General features: G+C 63.8%; 26 protein-coding genes and 1 pseudogene. 18 read left to right on the top strand and 9 right to left on the bottom strand.

Translation table 11 applies throughout. The annotated features are described in order from the left end of the window. The first annotated feature begins 14 nt into the window (after positions 1-14). The 10 genes and pseudogenes from cobO (at position 15) to SAJA_RS04335 (ending at position 8,426) form a co-directional block, all read left to right on the top strand. Positions 15-626 (top strand): cob(I)yrinic acid a,c-diamide adenosyltransferase, encoded by a 612-nt coding sequence (cobO, locus tag SAJA_RS04380; protein ID WP_123657447.1) that lies wholly within the window; start codon positions 15-17, stop codon positions 624-626. Positions 627-1,190: 564 nt separating this feature from the next. After that, on the top strand, positions 1,191-2,624 hold the full coding sequence (locus SAJA_RS04375) for a cobyric acid synthase (RefSeq protein WP_123657446.1): 1,434 nt from the start codon (positions 1,191-1,193) through the stop codon (positions 2,622-2,624). Continuing rightward, entirely contained in the window at positions 2,621-3,628 is a 1,008-nt protein-coding gene (locus SAJA_RS04370; protein WP_123657445.1) for a FecCD family ABC transporter permease, read from the top strand. Before SAJA_RS04375 ends, SAJA_RS04370 begins: the two co-directional genes overlap by 4 nt. Beyond that, positions 3,625-4,386 (top strand): heme ABC transporter ATP-binding protein, encoded by a 762-nt coding sequence (locus tag SAJA_RS04365; protein WP_123657444.1) that lies wholly within the window; start codon positions 3,625-3,627, stop codon positions 4,384-4,386. Before SAJA_RS04370 ends, SAJA_RS04365 begins: the two co-directional genes overlap by 4 nt. Continuing rightward, complete coding sequence (cobU, locus tag SAJA_RS04360; protein ID WP_123657443.1) at positions 4,379-4,903, top strand: bifunctional adenosylcobinamide kinase/adenosylcobinamide-phosphate guanylyltransferase; 525 nt, start codon at positions 4,379-4,381, stop codon at positions 4,901-4,903. Before SAJA_RS04365 ends, cobU begins: the two co-directional genes overlap by 8 nt. Further along, the gene (cobT, locus tag SAJA_RS04355; RefSeq protein ID WP_123657442.1) at positions 4,900-5,970 is read left to right on the top strand and encodes a nicotinate-nucleotide--dimethylbenzimidazole phosphoribosyltransferase; all 1,071 of its coding nucleotides are present in this window, start codon (positions 4,900-4,902) and stop codon (positions 5,968-5,970) included. Before cobU ends, cobT begins: the two co-directional genes overlap by 4 nt. A gap of 107 nt (positions 5,971-6,077) precedes the next feature. Beyond that, positions 6,078-6,409, top strand: a pseudogene (locus SAJA_RS04350) (type II toxin-antitoxin system RelE/ParE family toxin). Between the two features lie 2 nt (positions 6,410-6,411). Continuing rightward, positions 6,412-6,744 carry a helix-turn-helix domain-containing protein gene (locus SAJA_RS04345; protein WP_123657441.1) on the top strand — a complete coding sequence of 111 codons (333 nt, stop codon included), beginning with the start codon at positions 6,412-6,414 and terminating at the stop codon, positions 6,742-6,744. 456 nt (positions 6,745-7,200) lie between these two features. Beyond that, complete coding sequence (locus SAJA_RS04340; protein ID WP_123657440.1) at positions 7,201-8,004, top strand: tetratricopeptide repeat protein; 804 nt, start codon at positions 7,201-7,203, stop codon at positions 8,002-8,004. After that, positions 8,001-8,426, top strand: coding sequence for a hypothetical protein (locus SAJA_RS04335; RefSeq protein WP_123657439.1), 426 nt, complete (start codon positions 8,001-8,003; stop codon positions 8,424-8,426). Before SAJA_RS04340 ends, SAJA_RS04335 begins: the two co-directional genes overlap by 4 nt. Before the next feature lie 258 nt (positions 8,427-8,684). Here the strand turns inward: SAJA_RS04335 and SAJA_RS04330 are convergent, their stop codons facing one another. After that, positions 8,685-9,071 (bottom strand): type II toxin-antitoxin system VapC family toxin, encoded by a 387-nt coding sequence (locus tag SAJA_RS04330; protein WP_123657438.1) that lies wholly within the window; start codon positions 9,069-9,071, stop codon positions 8,685-8,687. Beyond that, positions 9,068-9,313, bottom strand: coding sequence for a type II toxin-antitoxin system Phd/YefM family antitoxin (locus SAJA_RS04325; RefSeq protein ID WP_123657437.1), 246 nt, complete (start codon positions 9,311-9,313; stop codon positions 9,068-9,070). The genes SAJA_RS04330 and SAJA_RS04325 overlap by 4 nt, the downstream gene beginning before the upstream one ends. A gap of 386 nt (positions 9,314-9,699) precedes the next feature. Between SAJA_RS04325 and SAJA_RS04320 the strand changes: the two genes are divergently transcribed. From SAJA_RS04320 to SAJA_RS04300, 5 genes are all read left to right on the top strand, one after another. Next, positions 9,700-10,335 carry a histidine phosphatase family protein gene (locus SAJA_RS04320; protein ID WP_123657436.1) on the top strand — a complete coding sequence of 212 codons (636 nt, stop codon included), beginning with the start codon at positions 9,700-9,702 and terminating at the stop codon, positions 10,333-10,335. Beyond that, complete coding sequence (gene cobS, locus SAJA_RS04315; RefSeq protein WP_123657435.1) at positions 10,332-11,108, top strand: adenosylcobinamide-GDP ribazoletransferase; 777 nt, start codon at positions 10,332-10,334, stop codon at positions 11,106-11,108. Before SAJA_RS04320 ends, cobS begins: the two co-directional genes overlap by 4 nt. After that, positions 11,099-12,016 carry a CobD/CbiB family cobalamin biosynthesis protein gene (locus SAJA_RS04310; RefSeq protein WP_123657434.1) on the top strand — a complete coding sequence of 306 codons (918 nt, stop codon included), beginning with the start codon at positions 11,099-11,101 and terminating at the stop codon, positions 12,014-12,016. The genes cobS and SAJA_RS04310 overlap by 10 nt, the downstream gene beginning before the upstream one ends. Next, positions 12,013-13,023 (top strand): threonine-phosphate decarboxylase CobD, encoded by a 1,011-nt coding sequence (cobD, locus tag SAJA_RS04305; protein ID WP_123657433.1) that lies wholly within the window; start codon positions 12,013-12,015, stop codon positions 13,021-13,023. The genes SAJA_RS04310 and cobD overlap by 4 nt, the downstream gene beginning before the upstream one ends. Positions 13,024-13,203: 180 nt before the next feature. Beyond that, complete coding sequence (locus SAJA_RS04300) at positions 13,204-13,989, top strand: cobalamin-binding protein (RefSeq protein WP_245963225.1); 786 nt, start codon at positions 13,204-13,206, stop codon at positions 13,987-13,989. On the opposite strand, the gene SAJA_RS04295 is transcribed toward SAJA_RS04300, so the two are convergent. The 4 genes from SAJA_RS04295 to SAJA_RS15100 form a co-directional block, all read right to left on the bottom strand. Beyond that, positions 13,955-14,587, bottom strand: coding sequence for a LysE family translocator (locus tag SAJA_RS04295; protein WP_123657431.1), 633 nt, complete (start codon positions 14,585-14,587; stop codon positions 13,955-13,957). The genes SAJA_RS04300 and SAJA_RS04295 overlap by 35 nt on opposite strands. A 104-nt stretch (positions 14,588-14,691) precedes the next feature. Beyond that, complete coding sequence (locus SAJA_RS04290) at positions 14,692-15,930, bottom strand: acetamidase/formamidase family protein (RefSeq protein WP_123657430.1); 1,239 nt, start codon at positions 15,928-15,930, stop codon at positions 14,692-14,694. Positions 15,931-15,988: 58 nt separating this feature from the next. Further along, the gene (gene aroQ, locus SAJA_RS04285; RefSeq protein ID WP_123657429.1) at positions 15,989-16,411 is read right to left on the bottom strand and encodes a type II 3-dehydroquinate dehydratase; all 423 of its coding nucleotides are present in this window, start codon (positions 16,409-16,411) and stop codon (positions 15,989-15,991) included. Continuing rightward, positions 16,411-16,572 (bottom strand): hypothetical protein, encoded by a 162-nt coding sequence (locus SAJA_RS15100; RefSeq protein ID WP_184999747.1) that lies wholly within the window; start codon positions 16,570-16,572, stop codon positions 16,411-16,413. Before SAJA_RS15100 ends, aroQ begins: the two co-directional genes overlap by 1 nt. A 61-nt stretch (positions 16,573-16,633) precedes the next feature. Between SAJA_RS15100 and SAJA_RS04280 the strand changes: the two genes are divergently transcribed. The 3 genes from SAJA_RS04280 (at position 16,634) to SAJA_RS04270 (ending at position 17,867) form a co-directional block, all read left to right on the top strand. Continuing rightward, positions 16,634-17,230, top strand: coding sequence for a hypothetical protein (locus SAJA_RS04280; protein WP_123657428.1), 597 nt, complete (start codon positions 16,634-16,636; stop codon positions 17,228-17,230). 132 nt (positions 17,231-17,362) lie between these two features. Further along, on the top strand, positions 17,363-17,629 hold the full coding sequence (locus tag SAJA_RS15520) for a BrnT family toxin (protein ID WP_123657427.1): 267 nt from the start codon (positions 17,363-17,365) through the stop codon (positions 17,627-17,629). After that, on the top strand, positions 17,622-17,867 hold the full coding sequence (locus SAJA_RS04270; protein ID WP_123657426.1) for a BrnA antitoxin family protein: 246 nt from the start codon (positions 17,622-17,624) through the stop codon (positions 17,865-17,867). The genes SAJA_RS15520 and SAJA_RS04270 overlap by 8 nt, the downstream gene beginning before the upstream one ends. A 105-nt stretch (positions 17,868-17,972) precedes the next feature. Here the strand turns inward: SAJA_RS04270 and SAJA_RS04265 are convergent, their stop codons facing one another. From SAJA_RS04265 to thiC, 3 genes are read right to left on the bottom strand one after another with little or no spacing between them, the layout of a single operon-like run. After that, complete coding sequence (locus SAJA_RS04265) at positions 17,973-18,905, bottom strand: histone deacetylase family protein (RefSeq protein ID WP_184999746.1); 933 nt, start codon at positions 18,903-18,905, stop codon at positions 17,973-17,975. Positions 18,906-18,914: 9 nt separating this feature from the next. After that, entirely contained in the window at positions 18,915-19,277 is a 363-nt protein-coding gene (locus SAJA_RS04260) for a DUF3015 family protein (protein ID WP_123657425.1), read from the bottom strand. Between the two features lie 18 nt (positions 19,278-19,295). Further along, the gene (gene thiC / locus SAJA_RS04255; RefSeq protein ID WP_123657424.1) at positions 19,296-21,167 is read right to left on the bottom strand and encodes a phosphomethylpyrimidine synthase ThiC; all 1,872 of its coding nucleotides are present in this window, start codon (positions 21,165-21,167) and stop codon (positions 19,296-19,298) included. Positions 21,168-21,496: the final 329 nt, after the last annotated feature.

The raw sequence follows: 21,496 nt of genomic DNA, 5'->3' as shown, positions 1-21,496 counted from the left end.
TTTTCGAGGACTTCATGACCGATCAAACCAAAAGCGATGCGCGCCACAAGGCAGCCATGCAGAAACAGAAAGAAAAGGTCGACTCGGCCATCGCCGCGGCCGACACCGAGCGCGGCGTGTTCGTGTTCATCACCGGCAAGGGCAAGGGCAAATCCTCCTCGGCCTTCGGCATGGTCATGCGCGCACTCGGCCACGGCCAGAAAGTCGGCGTGGTGCAGTTCATCAAGGGCGTGCAGCTCTCCGGCGAAGAGATCTATATCCGCGACCACTGCCCGCAGGTCACTTTTTACCAGATGGGCACGGGATTCACGTGGAACACCCAGGATCGCTCGGGCGATATCGAAGCCGCCGAGCGCACCTGGGCCCAGGTCGAGCCGATGCTGGCCGACCCGTCCTATGACCTTGTCGTCATCGACGAGCTGACCTACATGCTCGGCTATAAATACCTCGACGACGACCGCGTGCTGTCCGCTATCGCCAACCGGCCCTACGAACAATCCGTCATCGTCACCGGCCGCGGCGGCGGCTCCGCCCTGCGCGAAGCGGCCGATACCGTCTCCGAAGTCGACAACGTCAAACACGCCTTCAAAGCCGGCATCAAAGCGCGTGCCGGGGTGGATTACTAGGCCCCCTAGCTTCGTTCTGGTTTGCGGGCTGGTTTTTTTTTAACGGTCCGCAAATGGACGCGAATAAGCGCGAATGAAAAGAAAGACAATCCGCAGATATACGCCGATTAACGCCGATTAAGACGGGATGAAAGCAATGGAAAATCGCTTGCCCGGACATGCGGTTAATCATGCGAGCAGCGATGACATGGCGGTTTCTGGCCCCACGAAAGTCATCTGCGTTACATCTGCGTCTATCTGCGGATAAACCTGTCTGTATTCATTCGCGTTTATTCGCGTTCATTTGCGGACACTCATCAGGGAACAAAGCCCGAAACGAGAAAGTCCACCCAACCACCAAGGCCTGCGTAAAACCACGTCAATACATTCGCTTTCATTAGCGTCTATTTGCGGATAAACAAAAGAGAACGAAGCCGAATGCCAGCCAGAACGCTCACGCGAGTGATTTTTAATTTGCTTTCATCTTGTCTTTAATCTGCGTTAATCGGCGTACATCTGCGGATTGTCTTCTTTCCATTTGCTTTCATTAGCGTCATTTGCGGACTAAAAAGAGAACGAAGCCCAATGCCAGGCAGAACGCTCATGATCCAGGGCACGACATCGGACGCCGGCAAGTCGACGCTGGTGGCGGGGCTGTGTCGGGCGTGGGCACGCCGGGGCGTGGCGGTCGCACCCTTCAAGCCTCAGAACATGGCGCTTAACAGCGCGGTGACCGTGGACGGCGGGGAGATCGGGCGCTCGCAGTATTTGCAGGCCCAGGCGGCTGGGGTGCCAGCCACGACCGATCTCAACCCGGTGCTGTTGAAACCCTCCAGCGATATCGGCGCTCAAGTCATCGTCCACGGCCATGCGATTGCAGCGATGAATGCGGCCGATTATCACCACTACAAGCGCGAAGCGATGACGGCCGTACTGGCCTCGCACGGCCGCCTGTCCGCGCAATATGCCCGGGTGCTGGTCGAGGGGGCGGGCAGCCCGGCAGAGATCAACCTGCGCGAGGGCGATATCGCTAATATGGGCTTTGCCGAGGCGGTGGATTGCCCGGTGATTCTGGTCGCCGATATCGACAAGGGTGGGGTGTTCGCGCATCTGGTTGGCACGCTCGAACTGCTGGCCGACAGCGAGGCCGCCCGCGTGGCCGGTTTTGTGATCAATCGGTTTCGGGGCGATATCGCGTTGTTGCAGCCGGGACTGGACTGGCTGGAGGCGCGCACCGGCAAGCCAGTACTGGGTGTGCTGCCGTATTTAACCGGGCTGCATCTGGACGCCGAGGACGCGTTGGAGACCGGCCAGCAGGCCGGGGCGGACGCGCTCGTCGTTCAGGTCCCGGTCACCCCGCGAATCAGCAACCACACCGATTTCGATGCGCTGCGCGCGCATCCCGGCGTGGATCTGCAATTCATCGGCCCCGGCCAGACGCCCGGCCCAGCGGATCTGATCGTGCTGGCCGGCTCCAAGAATACCCGCGCGGACTGCGACTGGCTCAAGGCCGCCGGTTGGGAGGCGCGGCTCAAGCGCCATCTGCGCTACGGCGGCAAGGTGCTGGGCATCTGTGGTGGTTATCAGATGCTGGGCCGGGAAATCGCCGACCCCGACGGCATCGAGGACGTGCCCGGCACCACGGCCGGCTTCGGCCTGTTCGATCTGGCCACGCGCCTGGATGCCAACAAGCGCTTGCAGAACAGGGCCGGGCGCTTGGCCAGTGGTGCGGCGGTAACCGGCTATCGTATCCATTGCGGCGTCACCACGGGCGCGGATTGCGGTCGGCCGTTCGTGGAACTGGAAGACGGCCCGGACGGCGCGCTCTCCGCCGACGGCCAGCTCGCCGGCACCTATCTACACGGTCTGTTCGATACCGCGACCGGCTGTGACGCGATTCTGGCCTGGGCGGGGCACGCCGATGGCGGCGCGGTGGATCAGAACACCCGGCGCGAGGCCAGCCTGGACCGTCTGGCCGATGCCATCGAGGCCGCGATGGATATCGAGGCGTTGCCGTGAAGCCCGCGGCGTTGTTCGGCGTGCTCGCGATCGCCTTGTGCGCGGTCTTCATCGCCGAACTGGCGCTGGGCCCGGTGCCCATCGCCCCGGGCGAGGTATGGGCCGCGCTATGTCCGGGGGCCGCCGCCGCTGATCAGAATGCCCTGATCATTACGGCCATTCGCCTGCCGCGCGCGGTGCTCGCCGCGCTGGTCGGCGCGATACTGGCGATCAGTGGCGCGGCCATGCAGGGCCTGTTTCGTAACCCGCTGGCTGATCCATCGTTGATCGGTGTGACGGCCGGGGCCTCACTGGGGGCCAGTCTGGCCATCGTGTTCGGCGGCGCATTGGCCGGCGCGCTGGGGCTCACGATCGTCTCCATCGGCGCCTTCATCGGCGCGGTGCTCGCCGTGTTGCTGGTCTATGCCCTGGCCACGCGGGGCGCGCGCACCTCGGTCACGACCATGCTATTGGCCGGTATCGCCATCGGCGCGCTCGCCGGCTCGGCCACCTCATTGCTCGAGTTTTCAGCCAGCAACGAAATGCTGCGCCGGATCAGCCTGTGGCAGATGGGCGGGCTCGACGGGGCGACCTGGGCCCGCGCGGGTCTGCTGGCCGGTGTGGCCGTGCCGGTAGTCGCCGGGCTGATCCTGCTTGCCCCGGCGCTGAACGCGCTGTTGCTGGGTGAGTCCGAGGCCCGGCATCTCGGGTTTGCCGTGGATACGATCAAGACCGCGCTGATCGGGCTGGTCGCCCTCGGCGTGGGGGTCTCGGTGGCGCTGGCCGGGGCCATCGTCTTTGTGGGGCTGGTGGTGCCGCATATCGTGCGGCTGGTCATCGGCCCGGATCATCGGCTTGTGTTGCCCGGCGCGGCTCTGGCCGGGGCAGTGTTGTTGTTGGGCGCAGACGTTGCCGCCCGGCTGCTGGTCGCCCCGGCCGAGCTGCCCGTGGGCCTGCTCACGGCACTCGTCGGCGCACCGTTTTTCATACTGCTACTGCGCGGCTCGCGCGACTACGCGCTATGAGCCTGGCCGTACGGGATCTTTACGTGCCGGATCGCCTGCACGGCGTGGATCTGGCCGTGGCCGCCGGCCAGCGCCTGGGCGTAATCGGGGCCAACGGCGCGGGCAAGTCCACGCTGCTGGGCGCGATCACCGGCGACGTTGCCGCCCGCGGCGACGTGCGGTTCGCCGACCGGCGGCTGGCCGATCTGGGCCGTATCGAGCGCGCGCGCCGGGTGGCCTGTCTGGCCCAGCAACAATCGTTGGCTTTTCCTTTCACCGCGCGCCAGGTCGTGGCCCTGGCCCGCAGCCCGCACGCCACCGGCCGCGCGGTCGATACGGCCATCATCGCCGAGGCTGCGGCCGCGATGGATATCACGCATCTCTTGGCCCGGGCCTATACACGCCTGTCGGGCGGCGAGCGTCAACGGGTACAGCTTGCCCGCGTGCTGGCCCAGATCTGGCGGGCCGAAGACGCCGGCACGCGCCTGCTCTTGCTGGACGAGCCGGTGGCCGCGCTGGATATTGGCCACCAGAGCCAAGTGATGGCCACGCTGGCCCGGCTGGCCGCCGACGGCGTGGCCGTGGTCTTCGTCATGCACGACGTCAGCCTGGCCGCCGCCTACGCCGATCGGCTCATCGCCCTGCGCGCCGGGCAGGTAGTCGCCAGCGGCACGCCGGCCGAGGTCGTCACCGAGGCCGTGATGGCTGATGTATTCGCCGCACGCACGCGCGTCATTACCCACCCCGATACCGGCCGCCCGGTGGTGCTGCATGGCTGATCATCATCTGATTCTGGGCGGCACCCGCAGCGGCAAGAGCGGCTACGCCGAACGCTGCGGGCTGGCCGATGACAACGCGCGCCGGCATGTCTATATCGCTACCGGTCAGGCCCACGACGCGGCCATGGCCGCGCGTATCGCTCGTCACCGCGCCGATCGCGATGCGCGCTGGCACACGGTGGAGGCCCCACTCGGCCTGGCGCAGGTATTAGAAGCGGAAAACAAGCCGGGCACGGTGATCCTGGTCGACTGCCTCACCCTGTGGCTGTCCAACGCCCTGGCCGCCGACTGCTGGGCCAGCGAGCGCGACGCGCTGCTGGCGGCGCTCCCGGCCTGCCAGGCCCGCGTGCTCATGGTCTCCAACGAGGTCGGCTCCGGCATCGTGCCGCTGGGCGAACTGTCGCGAAGCTTCGCCGACGAGGCCGGCCGCCTGCATCAAGCCCTGGCCACGCGCTGCGCGCGGGTCGATCTCGTCGTGGCCGGCCTGCCCCTGAACCTGAAACCGAGCCAGCGATGACACAGTTCACCCAAACGCCCGACCTGGCCTGGCTGCATGTGCCGGTCGCCCAAGTGGATACCAACGCCCGCGCGGCCGCCGAGGCCCGCCAGGCCCAACTCACCAAACCGCCGGGTTCACTCGGCCGGCTGGAGCAGGTCGCCGTCGACTTCGCTGGCTGGCAGGGCCGCAGCGTGCCCGCGATCGATCGCATCGGCCTGGCCGTCTTCGCCGCCGACCACGGCGTGGCCGCCCAGGGCGTATCGGCGTTTCCGCAAAGCGTCACCGCTCAAATGGTCGCCAACTTCGCCGCCGGCGGGGCCGCCGTCGCCGTACTGGCCCGGCGCGCCGGTGCCAACATGACCGTCGTCAATCTCGGCACCGTCAGCGCCACCGCGCACGTGCCCGGCGTCATCAATCACGATCTGGCCGCGGGCACGGCAGACTTCACCGAGGCACCGGCCATGTCACAAGCCACGCTGGCCAAAGCCCTGGCCGCTGGGGCACACCATGTCGCGCCGAACCTATCCCTGTTCGTCGGCGGTGAGATGGGCATCGCCAACACCACCAGTGCCGCGGCCGTCTATGCCGCACTCGCGGGCCGCGAGGCCGCCACCGTCGTCGGCCGCGGCACCGGCGTAAATGATACCGGCCTCTCCGCCAAACAAACCGCCGTCGAGCGCGGCCTCACCCGTCACGCCCCCGCCTGGGCCGGCCAAGACCAGGCCAACGGCACACAAACAATTCTGCGCTGCCTCGGCGGCCTGGAGATTGCCGCACTCACCGGCGCCTATATTGCCGCCGCCCAACGCAGCGTGCCCGTCGTAGTCGACGGCTTCATCGCAAGCGTCGCCGCCCTGGCCGCCGTACGTATCAACCCAGGTGTCGCCGACTGGCTCGTCTACGGCCACCGCTCCGCCGAGGCTGGGCACGCCCAAGTGCTCGCCGACCTGAACGCCCACCCCCTGCTCGATCTAGACATGCGCCTGGGCGAGGGCAGCGGCGCCATGATGGCCGTGCCTGTTATCCAGAACGCTTTAGCACTACATGCCGAAATGGCCACGTTCGCCGAGGCCGGGTTTGCTTGATTCGAAAGTGGTCAGGGCGGATCAATACGTTCGGTCACGCGAGAGTGTCGAGAGCCTTAACTTATTCCCGGGTGGCAAAAAGTAATCCTTTGGATTACCCTGGTCATATGCAGACCGTGGCCGAAACGCCGGAGTTCGCGCGGAAAATTCGCAAGCTCGTCGGCGATGCCGACTACCGAGCACTGATCGCGTATCTAGCTGAACACCCTCAGGCGGGCGATATCATGCGAGGCACGGGTGGTATACGAAAATTGCGATGGGCGCGCGATGGCGCCGGAAAAAGTGGCGGCGTTCGTGTCATCTACTACGTCCACGATGAGCGCATACCGCTTTACCTGCTACGGTTTTCGGAAAAAACGAGAAAGCCAATATCTCTCAAGCTGAACGCAATACACTTGCCCAGCTTGTCGCACTGCTCACCAAGGCAGCAGGAGTTTGAACATGAGTGACGCGTTTGAAAGCATCAAGGCCGGCCTCGAGCAAGCGATCGCGCATCAAGCCAGCGAACCAAGCCAAGTAGTCGTCCATGAAATGGCCGCCGCAGACGTAAAGGCCGTGCGCGCCAAGACCGGCATGACCCAGCGTCAGTTCGCCGCCTCATTCGGCATCAGTCTTGGCACGCTACGACACTGGGAGCGAGGCGACCGTCAACCGCACGGCCCGGCCCGTGTTTTACTCAACGTACTGGATCGTCGTCCGGATGCTGTGCTTGGGGCGCTTTCGGAGCACGATGCTATCGCCGACATTCGCGATCCAAGACCCGACGCGAATTAGGCTGTTGCTTTGCACAAGATGCGCAAGGGGAGCGGGGCCATGATGGCTGTGCCTGTTATCCAGAACGCTTTAGCACACTACATGCCGAAATGGTCACGTTTGCCGAGGCCGGACTCGCTTGAAGGGTAAGGTCGGCTGATAGCCCGGTTAGCTGAGGGGATAGAAACCGCGGTCTGTTCCCGAGGGTTAAGATCGGCGCAAGATCTGTTTGCAGAGCTTCCACCGCCACAAGCCACGCCAATACGAAAAAGCCCGTAGCGACCATGAGTCAGTGCGGGCTGCTCGATGGATGCACGCGGTGGGACTGGAAGTCCCCACAAAGCGCTCGTACCCGCATAGGGCAGGCGCGGTCTCCAGATTCACCGCGTCGCGCGTGCCGTTTAAGCCTACAAGATATTGGTTTGCACAGACAGAGCAAACCAACGCATACTCACTGCCCAACGGCAGGAGATTGTTATGTCTTCGAAGCCAGCGTCCAAGGGCGGACAGCTTCTAGAAACTGCGATCAACTATTATTGGTCCGCAGAAGTTGGTCGCGCAAACGACATTCAACGTCAGCGCGCCTTAAATACGATCGATAAGCTTCTTGGTAGCGTCCCCGGTGATCCTGAGGGGCTGATGGCTCGCGGGATTTTCATGTGTGCTGACGATGATATCTCGGCAATCCGCACGATCGAGGACGCGGTTGCGCGCCTTCCTTACGAGCCGGCCGCGCGTTTAAACCTGATCACGGCGTTGATGCATTTCGGTTTTCTTGATCGCGCCTTAAGCCAAGCGCGGCACGTTTGGGATATGTCCGAGAAAAGTTCGCATTTGTTGGAGCGATTAATTCGATACTCGCTCATGTCCGGCCAGATCGCGGCGGCGTCTGCTTTGATTGATCAGTGGGAACGCATGTTTCCCGATCGCGATATGTCTGAGTCCGTTCTCGACCAGCGCGATATCATTCAATTGGCACTCGATGATCATCCGAGAGCAGAACCTGAAGCGATCGGCGATGCGATCGCGTTAGCAACTCAGCTCGGACGCGACCACGGATATGCGCCTCGTATCTCGCAATTCGAAATGCTCCGCGATGAGAGCGCTACTTGGCTTCGCGTATCGATCAGCGTCAAGACGGACGCTGAGTCGTTGGTCGATCTTGATGAAGAGCTAATCGATCGGCTTGCTCATACAGATCTATCGCAACGTCTAGCGGGCACTCTCGTCATTGAGTTTTGCGATCAGCGTTCAGCGCCGATAGAAGTAGTGGCGGCATGAGCGTGGTCGCCGCCGATTTGTACCGGCTTGGCTCTGAATTGATGACGAGCGATGACGAGGTGAAGCTACGCTGTGCAATTGGGCGTTTCTATTACGCTTGTTTCCACATCTGCGAACAATTTCGCGTTGAGCTATCGCGCCCACTGCCGACGGATTGCGGCTCGCATGAGGCTGTCGGCGAAGCCTTGCGATCACATAAATCCGCCACGCCGCAGGATCAGATTGTGACCTTGAATAGGATCGCGGCGCGTCTGGATAGCCTTCGAACGATTCGACATAGAGCTGATTACAGAATCGGCGCAGATGTTGACCAGAAAGATCGAGTTGCCGCGCCGAGATTGGCTCGGTCGATTTTTAACGACGTTGCGATGTTTAGCAGACAGAACGCTCTCGAAAGATGTGCGACCGCCGCACGGCTCTAGCGGCTCCTGACGGCCGGCGGAACGCCAAGCGCCATGATCGTCCGGGTTCCGGTGACAGCGTGCCCGATGTGTTGAGACGCGGCGCGGTTCGCCAACTTGAGACCGCTCAGCTGCCTCGGCCATTGCTTCTGTGGACAGCTTCAACTTGTAGCAGGAGCTCGCTTAAGAATCGTTTCCGAGTCGCTGCAAGTTAAGAGGGTCCAGTTGCGTGTCGTATCGGTCTACCGATTGCAATGAGCTTGACCCAGACTCGTATCGCTAAAAGAGCTCGATATGGCCCGGATAGCGCGCCACGATGCGATCGCTGGTGCAGAGGGTGAGGTCTTCGACCTGGGCTTGTGCTATTAGAATTCGATCAAACGGGTCTTTGTGAATATCCGGCAAATTGGCGATGGCGGCGGCGTGTCGCCCGCTGATTGGCAGTTCGTCGTAACCGTTCTCGAACAAGGCGCGACGGAATCTTCCGGCGGATATCTTGAAGTCGGGCCGATTGAGCCCGGCCTTGATCGCTACTTCCCATAGGCTGGCCGCACTGAACAGTAACTGGTTTGTCTCGTTCTGAATGAGATCGGCCGCTCTTGGGGGAAGCTTATTTGAACCGGCGGCTGCCCATAGCAGCAGGTGTGTATCTAGCAGGACGATCACGATTGGCCGTAGAAGGCGTCGTCGATCGCGTCTGCGCCCAGCGTGTCGAAGTCGTCGGGCACGTCGAACTCGCCGGCCATGAAGCCGATGCGTGACGGTTGCTTATCGTCGGCTGTGGTTATTGCGCTGACTTTCACCAACGGCTTGCCGGCCTTGGCAATGATGAAGGGCTCGCCGTTGGCGGCGTCTTCGATCAGGCGCGAGAGATGTGTCTTGGCTTCGTGGATATTGAATGTGTTCATGCGGCGATCAAGTTGAACTAAGTGGGTTTAGTTTAATTCGAGGCGACTTGCCGGACAAGGCGCCGGTCAGCCCTGCGACGGTCTAGCAGCGAGTTGGCTCGAGCGTGTGGTCGCAGACGTGGCGGTAGTGTCGCGAGGGAACAGGACCCGTGCCGAGGCATTTGCTGATGACGTGCCACGACGACGCTTGGGCACGGCATCGCCGAAGCCGCATATATGAAGCGGCTGGCAGTCGTTACTTGCGGCTCAGGCTAAACAACGGGTTTTTAATCGAGTGACAGGAATGACCGAGGGGCCCCGGCGTTCGTGATTGCTTCTGCGTTAACCTTCGCGCCTAGTCATTCAGATACACAGCCGCCAGCGGCTGTTCATCGAGGGAAGCGCGCATGGCCGAGTTCAATATGCCCACCACGCAGGTCGATATCCTGCGCCACGCCGAATGCGAGGGGGGCTCGATCTTTCGGGGCTCGACCGATGTGGCGTTGTCTGATGACGGTTGGGCGCGGTTGAAGCGGGTGACGGGGGCATTGTCCGGTTGGGACCGGATCGTGACGTCGCCGTTGACGCGGTGTCGGTCGTTTGCGGATTGGCTGGGGCATGAGCGTGATTTGCCGGTGACGGTTGATGCGCGTTTTCGCGAGATGAATTTCGGCGACTGGGAAGGTCGGCCGATTCAAGAGATCTGGGATAACCATTTCGAGGCCGCGCGGGCCTGGTATACCGATCCGGGCAATCACGCGCCGCCCAACGCCGAGGCGTTGACCGATATCCGGGCGCGCGTGGGCGCGGCCTGGGAGAATCTGGTCAGTGCCTATACCGGCCAGCATGTGTTGCTGGTCTGTCATGGCGGGGTGATTCGGAATCTGATCAGCCACGTGCTGGATTTGCCGCTGGGCGCCACCAATCGCTTCGGTATGCCATATGGCTGCCGGGCGCGGATTGATGTCACGCATGCCCCGGATGGCCCGAGCGAGCACCGGATGGCACGGCTGATGGGCTACAACCTCGATAACGCGGTATGACACAGCGCCTGCGCCCGCTATGGCTGGCGATGGTGTTGTTGACCACGCTGCCGGTCGGCCGCTGGATCGGCCCGGAGATGACGGCCCGCGATCAGGGCCGCTCGGTGGCCTGGTATCCGTGGGTCGGCGCGTTGATCGGGCTGGTGCTCTGGCTGGTGATGCTGCTGACGAGCGCCGCGCCGGCGATGGTGCAGGCGATTCTCGTGCTCGTGGCATGGGCGGCGCTAACCGGCGGGCTGCATCTCGACGGCTTGGCTGACTGTGTCGACGGTGCTTTCGCCGGCCATGGCGATACGACACGCACGCTGGCGGTCATGCGCGAGCCCACGGCCGGGCCGATGGCGATCATCGCGTTGGTGCTGATGCTGCTGGCGAAGTTCGCGGCTCTGGCTGCCATTCTGAAGACCGCCACGCTGCCGCTTGCCCTGTGGTGTGCCGTGCCGCTGGCGGCCCGCGGCGCCGCGGCGGCGTTGATGATGACGACGGCCTATGTCCGGCGCGACGGGATCGCGGCCGATCAGGCTGCCTGGGCCTCACGGGCGGCAATTGGGGGCTCGCTGGCCTTGGCGTACGTTGGTATCGCGCTGACCACCTCGCTGATCGGCGCGCTGGTTCTGGCGGTACTTACGCTGGCCGTCACTTGGCTCTGGCGCCGGCTCTGGCAGCAACGCATCGGTGGCTATACCGGCGATATCGTCGGCGCGCTGATTGAGTGGGTGGAGGCGGTGCTGCTGATGACGATCGCCTGGGCCGGGCCGGCGTTATGGGCCTGATATTCGCAGTGCTGGCCGGACTTGTCGCCGATGCGCGCTTCGGCGAGCCATCGCGCGGGCATCCGCTGGTCATCTTTGGCGGCTGGGCCGACCGGCTGGAGGCCAGGGCCAACGATGGCACGGTGGCCGCGGGCGCGCGTGCGGCCGGGGGCCTCATCGGCGGGCCGGTGCTGGCGATCACGTTGGTGACGCTTTGGCTGCCGAGCCTGTTGGGCTGGTTGGTGGTGGCGGGCCTGGTGGCCGTGTCGATCGGTCGCCGTGCGCTGGCTGATCATGCCCGGCCGGTGGCCCAGGCGCTGGCCGACAATGACATCGTGCGGGCGCGCGCTGCCACCGGCCGACTGGTGTCGCGCGATACCGAAAATATGGACGCACAGGCCATGCGCCGGGCGACCATCGAATCCGTTCTGGAAAACAGCAGTGATGCCATCGTGGCACCACTGGTCTGGGCCGCGATCGGCAGCCTGGCCGGGCCGCCCGGCGCGGCGGCGGGTGTGGTGTTGCATCGCCTGGCCAATACGCTGGATGCGATGTGGGGCTATCGCACGCCGCGCTTTGAGGCTTTTGGCCGGGCTGCGGCACGGCTGGATGATGCGCTGAACTGGCCGGCCGCGCGGCTGACCGCGGGAGCCTTCGTGGTCTTCGGCGGTCGGGCCGCCTGGCGCTGCTGGCAGGGCCAGGCCGGCAAATGTGCCAGCCCCAACGCCGGGCCGGTGATGTGTGCCGGGGCCGGGGCGCTGGGGATCACGTTGGGCGGGCCGGCCTCGTATCACGGCCAGTGGCAGACCAAGCCTGAGATCGGGCAGGGCCGCCCGCCCGTGGCCGGGGATATCGAGCGCGCGCTGGGGCTGGTTGACCGGAGTGTGGCGCTCGTGGCGAGCGTCATCGCCGGCTGGGCCCTGCTATGAGCGAGGCAGGCAACACGTTGCACGGCGGCCGGCTGCTCGATGCGGCCGAAACGTGGCAGATCCCGCGGGCCGACTGGCTGGATGTCTCGACCGGTATCGCGCCTTGGTCGTGGCCGGTGGGCGACGTGCCGGGCGAGGTCTGGGCCCGCCTGCCGGAGGCCGATGACGGGCTGATGCCGGTGGCCGCCGCGTACTACGGCGTATCCCCCGAGCGGCTTGTCGCGGTGCCGGGTAGCCAATTCGCGATTCAGACCCTGCCGGCCTTGCGGCGCCCGGGGCGGGTCGGCGTGCCGTCTGTCGGGTATCGCGAACATGCCCGGGCCTGGGCGCGGGCCGGGCATACGCTTGTGTATTACGACACGCCGGCCGCGTTGGTCGACCAGGTCGCACAGCTTGATCATGCCGTGGTGCTGGCACCGAACAACCCGCTCGGTGACATGCCCGATACCGATCAGCTACGGGCACTGGCGGCCACGCTCGGCCCGGGCCGGCTGATCGTGGATGCGGCGTTCATGGATTGTGTCGACGCGCCGCCGGCGTTACCGGCCTCGGCCATCGTGCTGCGCTCGGTGGGCAAGTTCTTTGGCCTGGCCGGTATTCGGCTGGGCTTTGTTTGTGGGCCGCCCGATGCCCTGGCCCCGCTGGACGAGGCGGTGCAGCCCTGGGGCGTCGCGCATCCAGCGCGTTGGATCGGGCGCCGGGCCCTGGCGGATACGGCCTGGCAGATCGACCAACGCGCGCGTATTCATGACGGCCAGGCGTGGCTGCGTGATGTGCTGGCCGCGGCGCAGGGCGCACGGATCGTCTCCGGCGGGCTGTTCGTCACGGCCTTGTTCCAGAACGAGACGCCTGCCCCGCGCTGGCATGCTGCACTCGCCCGCCAGGGTATTCTGACCCGGCTGGGCGATGATAATCGTTGGCTGCGTGTCGGGCTGGCACCCCACGCGGCCCGGGCCCGGCTGCTCGCCGGGGTACAGCGCGCCGGCGTTTATCCACAGGGGCGATAAGTTATGCACAGATTTGTCCCATGCCGGGTCGCGATAATGCCGCGGGCCGTTGGCATCGTTGTGCCGCTCGTCGCTGCGCTGGTGGGGGTGGCAATGCTTGCCGGGCCCGCATTTGCGGCGGTTTCGGCGGTAGATGCTACCGGCCACCGGGTCACGCTTGATCAGCCGGCCGAGCGGGTCGTGGCGTTGACCCCTCATCTTGTGGAAAACCTGTTCACGGCGGGTCTCGGCGGCGCCGTGGTGGGCGCGGTGCGATATAGCGATTATCCGCCTGCGGCCACCTCAATACCGCGGGTTGGCGGGTATCGCTCCGTCAGCCTTGAAGCCATCCTGGCGCGCCGGCCCGATCTGGTCGTGGCCTGGGCGCCGGCCAGCGAGGGCGATCTGGTCGCCCGCCTGCGCGCGCTGGGAATCCCGGTGTATGTCGATGATCCGACCGCGTTTGATGATATCGCCGCCACGCTGCGTGATCTGGGCCGCCTCGGCGGGCAGGCGAAGACAGGTGAAGACGCCGCGGCCCGTTTTATCGCGCGTATGCAGGCCCTCAAAGACCAATACAGCGCGCGTGCGCCGGTCTCGGTGTTCTACGCCGTGGCCACCGAGCCGCTGATCACCATCGGCGGCGCCAGCATGATCGGGGCGGCCATTCGGCTGTGCGGCGGGCGCAATGTTTTCGAGGACGCCGATGTGGCGGCACCGCGGGTGGGGGTGGAATCGCTGATCGCCCGCGACCCGGCGGCTATCGTGACGACCCGCAGCGGCGATGAGGACACCGCCGACGATGTGTTCTGGCGCCGCTACGACACCCTGTCAGCCGTGCGCCATGATCGGTTCATCCGCCTGGCGCGCGATGAAATCAGCCGGCCGACGGTGCGCATGGCGGATGCCACCGAGGCGTTGTGTACCGGGCTGGACCGGGTGAGACAGGCCGTCAGCCCAGCGCCAGCCACAGCCCCACGGCCATGATCAGCGTGCCGGCGATACGATTGAGCAGACGGACATTGGCCTGTTGTTCGAGCAGCCGGCGCGCGGCCGAGCCGCCGGTGGCATAGAGCAGCAGACACGCTGTTTCCATCGACAGGATCATCGCCAGCAGCAGGGCAAGCTGGGGCGCCAGCGGGGCGTCGAAATCCAGAAACGGCGGCAACAGGGCGATGAAGAACGCCCAGCCTTTCGGGTTGGCGATCGCCGTGACCAGGCCCTGAAGCGCCAGCCGCCCGCGGGGCGGGGCCGGGGCGTGCTGGTCGGCGTCCTGGGCAATCTCGGGGATGGCCAGGCTGCCACGCGAGCGCCACATCTCGATGCCGAGCCAGACGAGATAGGCCCCGCCGACCCATTTGAAGACCGTGAAAAGCGCGGGTACCTGCAATAGCACACCGGCCACGCCGATCACGGACAGCACGGCCACCGTGCCCACGCCAATCAGCTCGCCGATCATCATCCAGGCGGCGCGTTTGACGCCCACGGTCATGCCCAGGCTCAGGGCCAGCGTCATGCACAGGCCCGGCGTGAGCGAGACGAGAAAGAAGGTCGGCAAGAACACCGACAGCGTGGCAAGGCTCATGACAACGACCGCCGCGACGAAAATCGGCCGCCACTATAGGCCGTCGGCATCAAAGCGCCAATCCCGGTCCGTTCACACGGATCAAGCCGGGATCGACGAGCCGATCAGTCCTCGGCGGTCACGGCCGCGAAATCGTCCTTGCGGATCAGCCCGTGCACGCCCTTGGTGGCATCCACGACCTGTGAAACCTCGAAATCGGTGGCCACCGAGAGATACGCCAACGCCGTGGCCTGATCGATGCCGTAGTAGTCGTGCAGAAAACGAATGGATTCGCGCGTGGCGTCTTTCATTGCCTCGTCCAGGCTCGGGTCGAGCCCCACGGTCACCCAGTGCGTATCGGTCTCGCCGAGCATGCGATTGATCTGGCCGCCGGGGATTTCCGGCGAGCCGGCCTCCAGCAGCGTCAGACGAAACGTCGCTCGCATGGAGCCTTCCAGTGCGGTGAGGGCAACTTCGCCGTCGCCCTGGGCAAAGTGCCCGTCGCCGGTATAGAACAAGGCACCTGGCACCTTGACCGGGTAATAGATCGTCGCGGCCTCACCCAGCTCGTTGATATCAGCGTTACCGCCCACGGCCAGCGGCGGCACCGAGCTGGGGGATTCATCCGTGTTCGGCGCCACGCCCATCAGGCCCATGAACGGGTTGAGCGGGAACTCGACCGGTGCATCGTTCGGGCCAGACATCAGGCCCACCCAGCCGTCGTCGGTTTCCTTGATCGGGGTATAGATCGAGACATTGCCGTAGCGCTCGGGATGCTCGGCCGAGGCGCCGTCTTGTGCCGGGGTTATGGGATATTCGCCGGGCAGCGCGCCCTTGCCGTGACGATTGGAGACCACGCCATAAGGCACGCGCGGAGCCAGATCCAGGACCTCGACCTTGAGCACGTCCCCCGGCTCGGCGTCGGCCACGGCCACGGGGCCGGTCACCACGTGCGGGCCGTCGTGCTTGAAATCGTGCTTGATATCGGAATCGGTGAGTGCGATGGCATCGCTCAAGACCTGCTCGCGTGCCACGCCGTGTTCACCGAACCACGCCACCGGGTCACGCCCCTGGTCTTCGAGAATACCTTCGTGCGAGATCGTATCGATGACCACAGTGGCCCCGGAAGGCACAGTCAACACCGGCTCGGCCTGGCGGTTGGGCAGATGGCCCCAGCGGCTCGTGTTCACCGTGGCCGGCACGTAATAACGCCCGGCCGCGGTCTCGCCGGACAGGGCGCCGGGCGTCTGGGTGATCGGCTGCAGAATCTCGAAGTTATCGGCAGGCACACCATCCACGGCCGGGGCCGAGAGGCTGGTCAGTGCCAGGCCGGCGAAAGTGAAAGCACACAGTGAGCGTTGCATAGAGGCGTTCGATCAGAATGATTGCGAACATCCAGCAAGAGTCGCGCCAGTTGACGGATCAGCCCACCAGCCAGTCGATCGCCGCGCGATAGCCGTAAGCGCCCAACCCGGCCAGCACCGCATCGGCGCGCGCCGAGATATATGAGTGGTGTCGAAATGACTCGCGCTTGTGAATGTTGGACAGATGCACCTCGACCACGCGGCCTTCGAAGGCGTTCAACGCGTCGAGCAGGGCGATCGAGGTATGGGACCACGCCGCCGGATTGATGATGATGGCATCCATCACGCCGCGTGAGGCGTGTATGCGATCGATCATCTCGCCTTCGTGATTGGTCTGTAGTGTTGCAAGCGTTGCACCGAACTGGTGCGCATGGGCCTGTGCCGCAGTTTCGATATCGGCCAGCGTGTCGTGACCGTAGAGATGCGGCTCCCGCGTGCCGAGCAGGTTCAGATTCGGGCCGTTGAGCAGCAAGAGATTCATCACAGTTCCGGTCGGCGAAAACGAGCCGTCATCATACGAGGCTCGGCGGCCTGTCGAAACGCAACCAAGCGGGCATACCCCTCAATTTTCTTGACGAGCAAGCCGCGCCGCGGCCATGCCAGCCGGGCGCGAGACGCGGCGAACGCGATGGCAACGATCATGGTCTATTGTGCACAAATATGTGTACCATGAATCATTCAACTCGCTTAAGGGAGCTTTTACATGGCATCCATCACGTTTGCGGCGTCAGAATTTGCCCCGGTTGCGCTCGGCTTTTTCGGTCTGGGCACGGGGTACATCATTCTGGGGCCACAGGAGCTGTTCGGCTGGCCGAAAGACGGCGGCCGAGCTCTGGCGCGATCCAACGGGGTCTGGGGATTCTTCATGCCGGGGCTGTGTCAGGCGCTGGTCGGCCTGTATCTTTTCGTCGGCCTGACCTGGTTCGAATCCTTCAAGGAAGCCCAACTCTATACCGCGGCCGTGGCGTTTTCGGTATTCGGTATCCACTGGCTGGCCATGGGGATCATCAAGTTCGTTGAAGGCGATGCCCGGCCAAACGGGTTCATGTCGATCGCCTTCTTTTTAGTTTCGGTGCTCGGCGTGATTTCGTTCGCGACCGGCGGCGATGCACCGGCAGCCGTTCTGTTCGTCGGCCTGGCCGCGGTCTATTTCTTCGAGTTCTTTGCCAGTTTCGGTATCGCCGTGCCGGCCACCGAAAAACTGCTCGGCCTGGCACATACCGTGACCGGCTTTTACTTGATGTACCTGACCTACGGCATCGTGCTGTCGACGGCGAATGACGTGAATATTTTGTTTTAGCCATCCATGACCCGCTGTGAACCAGAACCCGGCGCGTGCTACGCGGTCGGGTTTTTCATTGGGATTCTATTGAGAGCGGACCGTCGACAGGATTACTTGGCTGGCTATATGCATATGATGCATACTCGATAAATGGACGTTGAGTTTGACCCGAACAAGGCGGCTGCAAATTTTAAAAAGCATCGCGTGAGCTTTGCTCATGCCGAACAAGCGCTCCGGGACTTGTCGGCGTTGACGATCGAAGATCCAGATGCGGCGGGTGAGCCACGTTTCGTCACTCTGGGAATGGATGCGCTTGGCCGGGTTCTCGTTATCGTTCATACCCAACGCGCAGAGCGGACGCGTCTTATTTCCGCTCGTAAGGCAAGCCCTAGCGAGGCAAGGCAATATCATGCGTAAAGACTACGATTTTAGTGGCGCTAAACGTGGCCCCGTTGTCAAATCACCGGGCAAGAAACGAATCACCATCATGCTTGACGATGACGTGATCGAAGCGTTTCGAAAGAAAGCTGAAGCGAAAGGCACGGGCTATCAAACGGCGATCAATCAAGCGCTTCGAGACGCGCTTTTCGCCGAAGCGCCGCTGACCGCGGACACGTTGCGCACGATCCTGCGACAGGAATTACACGAAGTTTGACGGTGCTGACCCAACCGGGTTGATCCAAGGAGTCGGCGGATAAGCCTCGACAACCCAGCATTATCAGTCCACCGCCCGGCGCGTGTGCCTACTGTGCTTACAGGCTTAGGCGCCGCGTTTCAAAAGACTGCGCACATGCACGGCCGCCGATGCCGCCAGAGCATCCAGGGCATAACCGCCTTCGAGCATGCTGACCACACGGCCGCCGCAGTGAGTTTCGGCCACATCTAGAATACGCTCGGTCACCCAGGCGAAATCCTCGGCCTCGAGGTTGAGATCAGCCAGCGGATCGGATCGGTGGGCGTCGAAACCGGCGGATACCAAAATGAGCTGGGGCTTTTGTTCGTGCAGGGCGGGTATCCAGTCGCGCTCGATGGCGTCGCGGAACACACGCGCCGCGGTGCCGCCTCGAAGCGGCGTCTTGATGAGCTTGCCGGGGATGCTGGCGTCGTCGGTATGCGGGAACAGCGGGTTCTGGTAGCTGGAGCAGAACAGCACACGCGGCTCGTCGCGCATGACGTCTTCGGTGCCGTTGCCGTGGTGAACATCGAAATCCACGATCGCCACGCGTTCGAGCCCGTGGTGATCGATCGCGTAGCGGGCCGCGATGGCGATGTTGTTGAAAAAACAAAAGCCCATCGCTTTTGAATATTCGGCGTGATGCCCGGGCGGGCGTATGGCACAGAACGCATTGGCGATGTCCCCGGCCATGACCGCATCCACCGCGGCCACGCCGGCCCCGGCGCCATAACGGGCCGCGGCCAGGGTGTCGGGGGTCAGCAGCGTGTCTTCGTCCAGCGGAATACGGCCGTGGCGCGGGGCCATGTCATAGAGCTGGTCGATATGCAGCGGGTCGTGGACGCGCTTGACCAGTGCCGTATCGGCCGGGGGCGCGCTGCGCCGATCCAGCCGATCGGCGATGCCGACGACGTCCAGGCCTTTTTCGATCGCGATCAGCCGGCCGGGCTGTTCGGGATGGCCCTCGCCCATGTCGTGGGCGCGACAGATCGCATCGGCGGTGTAGTACGCCGTCGTCATGCGGGCCGGCTAGCCGGTCTTGAGCGCGGCGATGCGATCGACCAAGTTGGCGGATGCCTCGGTGTCGTACAGCGCGCTGTAGTTATTCTGCATCCAGGCGCCGAACTGGTTCGGGTTTTCGCCCAGCAGCTCGGCCAACGAGGCCACGTGCTCGCCGCCGCCCTGGGCGGATTCGCGCGCCAGGGCCACTGCTTCGCTGTCGGCGAAGTCGCGGGCCTTAACCAGATCGTTATCGTCCTTGCCGACGATATAAGCCGTGGTGGCGGCCGTGCTGGCGGTGGTGGTGAAATCTTCCTTGTCCAGGGCCTGGGCCATGCCGGGCAAGACCAGGGCGCCGGTCGCCAGGCTGGCGATGAGAGCTGTCTTTTTCATGTCGGTGTCCTTGGTGGTTTATTTGTAAAGCTCGTGGCCGCCGTCACGGAACTCTTCGGCTTTTTCGGCCAGCCCGGCGTCGATGGCGTCCTGTGGCGTATGAATACCACGCTCGTGGGCGAATTCGCGCACTTCCTGGGAGATGCGCATCGAGCAGAACTTCGGCCCGCACATGCTGCAGAAATGCGCGACCTTCGCGCTGTCCTTGGGCAGGGTCTCGTCGTGGAAGCCGCGGGCTTTTTCCGGGTCCAGGCCGAGATTGAACTGGTCGTCCCAGCGGAATTCGAAGCGCGCCTTGGACAGGGCATTATCCCGAATTTGGGCACCGGGATGGCCCTTGGCCAGATCGGCCGCGTGGGCGGCGATCTTGTAGGTGATGATGCCCTCGCGCACGTCATCCTTGTCAGGCAGGCCCAAGTGTTCCTTGGGCGTCACGTAACAGAGCATGGCCGTGCCGTACCAGCCGATCTGTGCGGCACCAATGGCCGAGGTGATGTGGTCATAGCCGGGGCCGATATCGGTGGTCAGCGGGCCCAGGGTATAGAAGGGCGCTTCGTGGCAATCAGCCAGCTCGGCGTCCATGTTTTCCTTGATGCGCTGCATGGGCACATGGCCCGGGCCTTCGATCATCACCTGGATATCGTGTTCCCAGGCGATCTTCGTCAGCTCGCCGAGGGTGCGCAATTCGGCCATCTGGGCTTCGTCGTTGGCATCCGCGATCGCGCCCGGGCGCAGGCCGTCGCCCAGGCTGAAGGCCACGTCATAGGCCTTCATGATCTCGCAAATATCCTCGAAGTGCGTATAGAGGAAGCTTTCGGTGTGGTGGGCCAGACACCACTTCGCCATGATCGAGCCGCCACGAGAGACGATGCCGGTCACGCGGTTGACCGTCATGGGCACGAACGGCAGGCGCACGCCGGCATGGATGGTGAAATAATCCACGCCCTGCTCGGCCTGCTCGATCAGCGTGTCGCGAAACATCTCCCAGGTCAGGTCTTCGGCCTTGCCGTCGACTTTTTCCAGCGCCTGATAGATGGGCACCGTGCCGACCGGTACCGGCGCGTTGCGGATGATCCATTCCCGGGTTTCGTGGATATGCTTGCCCGTGGACAGATCCATGATCGTGTCGCCGCCCCAGCGGGTGGCCCAGACCATCTTTTCCACTTCCTCGGCGATGGAGCTGCTCACCGCCGACGTGCCCATGTTGGCGTTGATCTTCACCCGGAAATTACGCCCGATGATCATCGGCTCGGATTCGGGGTGATTGATGTTGTTGGGAATGATCGCGCGCCCGGTCGCGATCTCGTCGCGCACGAACTCGGGCGTGACGTATTCCGGGATGTTGGCGCCGTAGCTCTCGCCGGGATGGCGGCGCAGCAGGCGCGAGTCCTTGATTTCGTCGATACGCGCGTTCTCGCGGATCGCCACGAACTCCATCTCGGGCGTCACGATGCCCTGGCGGGCATAGTGCATCTGCGACACGTTGGCCCCGGCGCGCGCCTTGCGCGGCGTGCGCACATCGGGAAAACGCAGATGCCCTGTGGCGGTATCAGCCGCGCGGTCGCGCCCGAACTGCGACGACAGGCCGGATAGCGCCTCGGTATCGCCGCGCTCGTCGATCCAGCCCGCGCGCAGCGGTGCCAGGCCCATGGTCAGATCGATGGCTGCGTCAGGGTCGGTATACGGCCCCGAGCAGTCATAGACCGTGATCGGCGGGTTCTTCTCCACGCCGAAGGTCGCCGGGGTATTGGACTGGGAGACTTCGCGCATGGGCACGCGGATATCGGGCCGTGAGCCTTCGACATAGACGCGCGATGAGCCGGCGAACGGCACGCGCATGGCATCGTCGAGCCGTGCGCCGACGGCCAGATCCTTCGGAACAGCACTCATGGCAGACCACCAAGGGTTTAAAGACAGGCAAGTAACGGCAATCTAGCAAGCCCGGGCGGCAAACAAAACATGCGTGCCTGTGTTCGGGCTCGCGGGATGTTCTTTTTTATCCGCAGATGGCCGCCGATGAGCGCCGATGTGGGTTGGGCGAGATGACTGGATCATGGGCGTGAGTTAACGGCACGCGGGCGGCAGCGGCTTTATTTATCCGCAGATGACGCAGATTTCACAGATTTCGGGTGCGCGGGAACGTCAGGCTCCGGCGTTTTGTGCGTTGCCATTGCAGAGACCAGAGCACAGCAATAATCCTGGTCTTCACCCAAAAATCC

The organism is Salinisphaera japonica YTM-1, assembly GCF_003788585.1.
Taxonomy (GTDB): domain Bacteria; phylum Pseudomonadota; class Gammaproteobacteria; order Nevskiales; family Salinisphaeraceae; genus Salinisphaera; species Salinisphaera japonica.
Note: the sequence above shows the minus strand (reverse complement) of the source record. Positions and strands in the feature narration are given on the sequence as shown.

Excerpts from the sequence above, each read along its gene's own strand:
- cobO (WP_123657447.1), top strand. The coding sequence starts at position 15 with ATGACCGATCAAACCAAAAGCGATGCGCGCCACAAGGCAGCCATGCAG.
- SAJA_RS04375 (WP_123657446.1), top strand. The coding sequence starts at position 1,191 with ATGCCAGGCAGAACGCTCATGATCCAGGGCACGACATCGGACGCCGGC.
- SAJA_RS04365 (WP_123657444.1), top strand. The coding sequence starts at position 3,625 with ATGAGCCTGGCCGTACGGGATCTTTACGTGCCGGATCGCCTGCACGGC.
- cobU (WP_123657443.1), top strand. The coding sequence starts at position 4,379 with ATGGCTGATCATCATCTGATTCTGGGCGGCACCCGCAGCGGCAAGAGC.
- cobT (WP_123657442.1), top strand. The coding sequence starts at position 4,900 with ATGACACAGTTCACCCAAACGCCCGACCTGGCCTGGCTGCATGTGCCG.
- SAJA_RS04345 (WP_123657441.1), top strand. The coding sequence starts at position 6,412 with ATGAGTGACGCGTTTGAAAGCATCAAGGCCGGCCTCGAGCAAGCGATC.
- SAJA_RS04340 (WP_123657440.1), top strand. The coding sequence starts at position 7,201 with ATGTCTTCGAAGCCAGCGTCCAAGGGCGGACAGCTTCTAGAAACTGCG.
- SAJA_RS04335 (WP_123657439.1), top strand. The coding sequence starts at position 8,001 with ATGAGCGTGGTCGCCGCCGATTTGTACCGGCTTGGCTCTGAATTGATG.
- SAJA_RS04325 (WP_123657437.1), bottom strand. The coding sequence starts at position 9,313 with ATGAACACATTCAATATCCACGAAGCCAAGACACATCTCTCGCGCCTG.
- SAJA_RS04320 (WP_123657436.1), top strand. The coding sequence starts at position 9,700 with ATGGCCGAGTTCAATATGCCCACCACGCAGGTCGATATCCTGCGCCAC.
- cobS (WP_123657435.1), top strand. The coding sequence starts at position 10,332 with ATGACACAGCGCCTGCGCCCGCTATGGCTGGCGATGGTGTTGTTGACC.
- SAJA_RS04310 (WP_123657434.1), top strand. The coding sequence starts at position 11,099 with ATGGGCCTGATATTCGCAGTGCTGGCCGGACTTGTCGCCGATGCGCGC.
- cobD (WP_123657433.1), top strand. The coding sequence starts at position 12,013 with ATGAGCGAGGCAGGCAACACGTTGCACGGCGGCCGGCTGCTCGATGCG.
- SAJA_RS04295 (WP_123657431.1), bottom strand. The coding sequence starts at position 14,587 with ATGAGCCTTGCCACGCTGTCGGTGTTCTTGCCGACCTTCTTTCTCGTC.
- SAJA_RS04290 (WP_123657430.1), bottom strand. The coding sequence starts at position 15,930 with ATGCAACGCTCACTGTGTGCTTTCACTTTCGCCGGCCTGGCACTGACC.
- aroQ (WP_123657429.1), bottom strand. The coding sequence starts at position 16,411 with ATGAATCTCTTGCTGCTCAACGGCCCGAATCTGAACCTGCTCGGCACG.
- SAJA_RS15100 (WP_184999747.1), bottom strand. The coding sequence starts at position 16,572 with ATGATCGTTGCCATCGCGTTCGCCGCGTCTCGCGCCCGGCTGGCATGG.
- SAJA_RS04280 (WP_123657428.1), top strand. The coding sequence starts at position 16,634 with ATGGCATCCATCACGTTTGCGGCGTCAGAATTTGCCCCGGTTGCGCTC.
- SAJA_RS15520 (WP_123657427.1), top strand. The coding sequence starts at position 17,363 with ATGGACGTTGAGTTTGACCCGAACAAGGCGGCTGCAAATTTTAAAAAG.
- SAJA_RS04270 (WP_123657426.1), top strand. The coding sequence starts at position 17,622 with ATGCGTAAAGACTACGATTTTAGTGGCGCTAAACGTGGCCCCGTTGTC.
- SAJA_RS04265 (WP_184999746.1), bottom strand. The coding sequence starts at position 18,905 with ATGACGACGGCGTACTACACCGCCGATGCGATCTGTCGCGCCCACGAC.
- SAJA_RS04260 (WP_123657425.1), bottom strand. The coding sequence starts at position 19,277 with ATGAAAAAGACAGCTCTCATCGCCAGCCTGGCGACCGGCGCCCTGGTC.
- thiC (WP_123657424.1), bottom strand. The coding sequence starts at position 21,167 with ATGAGTGCTGTTCCGAAGGATCTGGCCGTCGGCGCACGGCTCGACGAT.